Origin of the sequence: Anabaena sp. UHCC 0253 (assembly GCF_009712085.1) — a bacterium.
In the GTDB taxonomy this organism is placed as follows: domain Bacteria; phylum Cyanobacteriota; class Cyanobacteriia; order Cyanobacteriales; family Nostocaceae; genus Dolichospermum.
In genome coordinates, this window is sequence record NZ_VILD01000018.1 from 32,962 (window position 1) to 37,838 (window position 4,877).

General features: G+C 38.3%; 3 protein-coding genes, 2 rRNA genes and 1 pseudogene. 1 reads left to right on the forward strand and 5 read right to left on the reverse strand.

Annotated elements, in window-relative coordinates; genetic code table 11:
• The 3 genes and pseudogenes from FJR38_RS28910 to FJR38_RS26925 form a co-directional block, all read right to left on the reverse strand.
• Positions 1–411: pseudogene (locus FJR38_RS28910) on the reverse strand (metal ABC transporter permease); the annotation flags it as partial.
• A 143-nt stretch (positions 412–554) separates the two neighbouring features.
• Entirely contained in the window at positions 555–1,337 is a 783-nt protein-coding gene (locus FJR38_RS26920) for a metal ABC transporter ATP-binding protein (RefSeq protein ID WP_174764143.1), read from the reverse strand.
• Between the two features lie 58 nt (positions 1,338–1,395).
• Positions 1,396–2,385: a metal ABC transporter solute-binding protein, Zn/Mn family gene (locus FJR38_RS26925; RefSeq protein ID WP_254445399.1), complete on the reverse strand. Its 990-nt coding sequence runs from the start codon at positions 2,383–2,385 to the stop codon at positions 1,396–1,398.
• A gap of 300 nt (positions 2,386–2,685) precedes the next feature.
• Here FJR38_RS26925 and FJR38_RS26930 point away from each other — a divergent pair, with 300 nt between their 5' ends.
• Positions 2,686–4,269 (forward strand): iron uptake porin, encoded by a 1,584-nt coding sequence (locus tag FJR38_RS26930; protein WP_168499783.1) that lies wholly within the window; start codon positions 2,686–2,688, stop codon positions 4,267–4,269.
• A 186-nt stretch (positions 4,270–4,455) separates the two neighbouring features.
• On the opposite strand, the gene rrf is transcribed toward FJR38_RS26930, so the two are convergent.
• Positions 4,456–4,573, reverse strand: a 5S ribosomal RNA gene (rrf, locus tag FJR38_RS26935).
• A gap of 178 nt (positions 4,574–4,751) precedes the next feature.
• Positions 4,752–4,877 (reverse strand): 23S ribosomal RNA (locus FJR38_RS26940); the annotation flags it as partial.

Here is a 4,877-nt window from a genome sequence, read left to right on the forward strand (position 1 = left end):
TGTGTTATCTATTGCTAAAATATCGCCAAACAGCACGCCCATTAAGTTACCGCGATATCCCTTAATAAAGCTGGTAAGAATTACACCGATCGCTAATGCCCCAGATAGGACTATACTCAAAACGCTATCACTAGCTAAATCTGTTTTATCAATTAAGTAAAGAACAACAACCCCAAAAACTAAAGTGAAAGGTAGTAACATCCAAGTAGGATTGGTGTTGAGTAACACGCCTAACGCTACACCAACTAAGGCTGCATGGCCAACCGCATGACTAAAAAAAGATAACTGACGCAAAGTGACAAAGCTGCCTAATAAACCACCTAGTATACCCATTAATACAGCACCCATAATGGCACGCTGCATAAAAGGAAATTGTAATAAATTCACCAAGTCATGATAATTAATGGTCATAGAGGAGGAGTCAGGAGGTAGGGGCGCAGGGACTACGCCCAGTCAGTAGTGAGAAAGAAGGAATAAGAATTAAAGCCCACTTAATACTTGATGTTGGGTTTGTTTCATCCATTGTCAATTGTCAATTGTCAATTATCAATTATTTAATGATGATGTTCATAGCGACTAAAACCTAGTCCATAAGTAGCCAGAAGATTTTGCGGTGAAAGGGCTATTTCTGGTTTACCAGTACAGACAAGAGTTTGATTTAGACAAATTACGCGATCGCAATGACGACTTACCATATCAATATCATGGGAAACTTGCAACACAGTCCAATTTTCTTCTCGTTTTAATTCATTTAACAAAGCATAAAAATCCGTTGTTCCTTGGACATCCACTCCAGCAAAAGCTTCATCTAATACTAACAATTTTCGCGGTGTTACTAAACAATAAGCTAATAATACCCGTTTGAGTTGACCACCACTAAGAGTCCCAATAGCTTGATTTCGTAAGCGATAAGCATCAGTCCGGTGTAAAGCTGCTGTGACTGCTGCTAATGTTTCCCGTTTTTGTTGCCAAAATTTGGAGAAAGATGAATATTTCTGATTACCTATTCCCAAAGCCACTAATTCACTAACCGAAATTGGAAAACTGCGATCAAAAATAAAGTTTTGTGGCATATAACCCAACTGGTTACGCACATTTCCTAATCGGGAAATTGGGCGACCAAAAACTTCAATTGTTCCTGCACTCCGGGGAATTAAATCTAAAATAGCTTTGATTAATGTACTTTTTCCTGCACCATTAGGACCGACTATAGCTGTATCTGTTCCTGGTAATAATTCAAAGGAAACATCTCGCACAGCTAGATATCTACCTTGATAGACTGTTAACCCTGCGACTTTTAATATTGATAATGTAATTTGTGATTGATCGTCAGTCATGTAAGTTAGTATTTGATATGCCGCTAATTTGCAGTTATAGATTTGGAGTCATCAGGTTTCAATTTTTCTGCTTCTTGCATCCAGAGCTTAAACTCTCCAAATTAGCTCTCATTGCCTTAAAATAATACTGTGGATTGGTATCGCCAGTTTCTAAAGAATCCAAAGTCTGCACACTTATCTGCAAATCCTGGGAAATACTTGTTAGTAATTTGTTATCTACCCCTGGTTCGCTAAATAGAGCTTTAACCTGATATTTTTTCACTGTATTTATCACTTTTTGGACATCTGTTGGTGAAAGTTGCTTTTCAGGAATTTCTACTACTGCTACTTGTTTGAGGTTATAGCGTTGTGCTAGGTAGGGAAAAGCATCATGAAAAGTGATAAAAGTACAGCCTGGTGTTTGTTTCAGAGTTTGTGCAAATTCATTATTTAAATTGTCTAATTCCTGGATATATGCCGCTGCATTAGCTTGATAATTGGCTTGATTAGCTGGATCTGCTGTAATTAAACCATCACGAATATTTACGATTTGTTGTTTTGCTAAAATCGGATCTAGCCAAACATGAGGATTACCTGATGAATGTTCATGACTATGATCATGAACATCTTCTCCTGCTGCGGTTTTATCTATCGGGGAGATTTTATTAATAGCTTTAATACCTTTACTAGCATCAATTTCTACTAATTTAGAATTGGCAGCGTTTTTAATTGTATCTGCCAGAAATTCCTCCAACCCTAAACCATTTTTTATGACTACATTAGCTGTAGCGATCGCTTTTACATTAGCAGGTGTCCCTTGATATTCATGTACCTCCGTACCAGGTTGGACTAATATCTCTACATCTGCTACATCTCCAGCTACTGCTTTAGTAAACAAATAAACAGGTAAAAATGTTGTAACTACTTTAGTTTTTGGTGATTTTTGTGCTGCTGTTGGCTCTATAGTTACAACTTCAGCATTATTAGGATTATTACATCCATAAACTGCTGATAACATTACCAACGCCATCAGCGGTAAAAATTTGATATCTCTATAACAACTCTTCATAACTCTATCTCCAGGTTCGTACTTGACTATGAAACTTAATTGGGATTATCTTATCATAATGAGATTCATTCTCATGGAATCTGTAAAAAAATAATACTGTATTGAAAATTACAAACTATTTTGGGATTTCAGGCAATACTGCCGTATACTATAATTTTTCCAGTTCATAAAGATTTCTTAACTTTTTTGTGTTAAAAGACCTACCTGGAAATGTTAGTATACTGAGATGAATTATGGATAGCCATACTACTTTTAGATCAAGTATGGCATCATCAACTTCAAAAATGGGTGTGAGGAAAAATGCAAAAATTCTGGACATATTTACTTGCTAGTCCAACGGTTATCAGTGCCATACTATGTATTAGTCCCGGTGCAAGAGCAGAACAAGCACCAGCAAATAATGAACCACTAGTTGTTACGAACTCAGAACAACAAGTTAATCAAAATAATCAGCACGAGGTAATCTCACAAGTTACCTCAGTATCTCAGCTATCTGACGTACAACCCAACGATTGGGCATTTCAGGCTTTACAATCACTGGTAGAACGCTATGGATGTATTGCAGGTTATCCTAATGGTACTTATCGTGGTAATCGGGCATTGTCACGATATGAGTTTGCAGCCGGCTTAAATGCCTGTTTAGATCGAGTTAACGAACTAATTGCTACCGCTATAGGTGATGGAGCAACCAAAGAAGATTTAGCAACAATCCAAAAACTGCAAGAAGAATTTTCCGCAGAACTGGCAACCTTACGAGGGCGTGTAGATGCAGTAGAAGCCAGAACTACTGAGTTAGAAGCTAATCAATTTTCTACTACCACCAAACTGCAAGGGCAAGTTGTCGGAGTTGTCAGTGATGTGTTCTCAAACAACACAGTCAATGGTGCGGAAATTCCTGGTAAAAATACCACATTAGGCGCGAGGGCGCGGATTGAGTTAGTAAGCAGTTTTACAGGTAAAGACACACTTTTTACCAGAATTCAAAGTAATAATATTAACACCCCAGGCATTAATACCCCTGAGGGAAATTTGTTTTTTGCTGGTGATGGTACTAACAATGCTGCTATAGATGCCTTGTGGTACAAATTCCGTTTAGGGGAAAAGACAGAGGTAATCGCTATTGCTAATGCTGGTGCTGCCGATGACCTCACCAGTACAGTGAATCTTTTTGATGGTGATGGTGGATTTGGGGCTTTATCTACCTTTGGTACACGCAATCCTATCTATGCTCAAATAAGTGGCGCAGGTGTAGGTGTAAACCAACAGTTCAGTAAAAACTTGACTCTCAGTTTAGGGTATTTGGCAAGTACAGCTAATAATCCTACCCCTGGAAATGGTTTATTTGATGGTAACTATGGTGCATTGGCACAGTTAACTCTCAAACCGAGCGATCGCATTACTCTTGGTCTAACTTACATCAATTCCTATAACCAGCCACTACTTACAGGTAGCACTGAAGCTACATCTAAAATCACAACTGAAGCATTTTCCAGTAATTCCTACGGACTCCAAGCATCACTAGGCATTAGTGAAAAATTTGTTTTAGGTGGTTGGGCTGGATATACCAATAGTCAAGTCTTGACAGGAGCAAAAGGAGACATTGACATTTGGAACTATGCTGTTACTCTCGGCTTCCCTGACTTGGGTAAAAAAGGTAATTTGGCTGGTGTCATAGTTGGTATGGAACCAAAAGTAACAAGTTCAAATTTTGCTGGAGTTCCTAAAAATACAGATACCTCCTATCATATTGAGGCATTTTATCAGTACAAAGTCAACGACAATATCACCATTACCCCTGGAATTATTTGGCTAACTGCGCCAGATCATAAAAATACTAACGATGATGTCATAATTGGTGCTTTAAGAACTACCTTCAGTTTCTAAGCTTTCAGATCATCATCTGAAATTTTGATTTCCGTCTTCTAAATAAAACCTAACAGAAATGTTGGGCTTTATTTTCTTAGTCACGTAGGTTAAGTAGGTTAAACCCATATTCCGCACAATGTGGGGTTAAAGCCCCAAAAACAAAACCCCCTGTAGTTAACTACAGGGGGTTTTGTTAAAGAATAAACCTGGCATCGAGCTATTGTGACGTGGGGCTACCCCCAAACTATCGTCGCCGCAGCAGCGTTTCACCTCTGAGTTCGGGAAGGGATCAGTGTGGTTCCACCGCGCCATAGACACCAGGAAACAATTAAAAATTAAAAATTTAGAATTAAAAATTAACTCTCAGTTTTTAACTTAGGGCGCTCACAACCCTGAAGACTGCAAAAAGAAAGAGAATCAGCCGTCATAATTAACTACCAAAAACTGACATTTTTAATTATCAATTGTCAATTGTCAATTGTCAATTATCAATTGTAGAAGAGGTCAAGCCCTCGGTCTATTAGTACTCATCAGCTACATACATTACTGCACTTCCACTTAGAGCCTATCAACGGGTGTTCTGCCCGTGACCTTACCTACTTATCGTAGTGAGAGTACTCATCTTG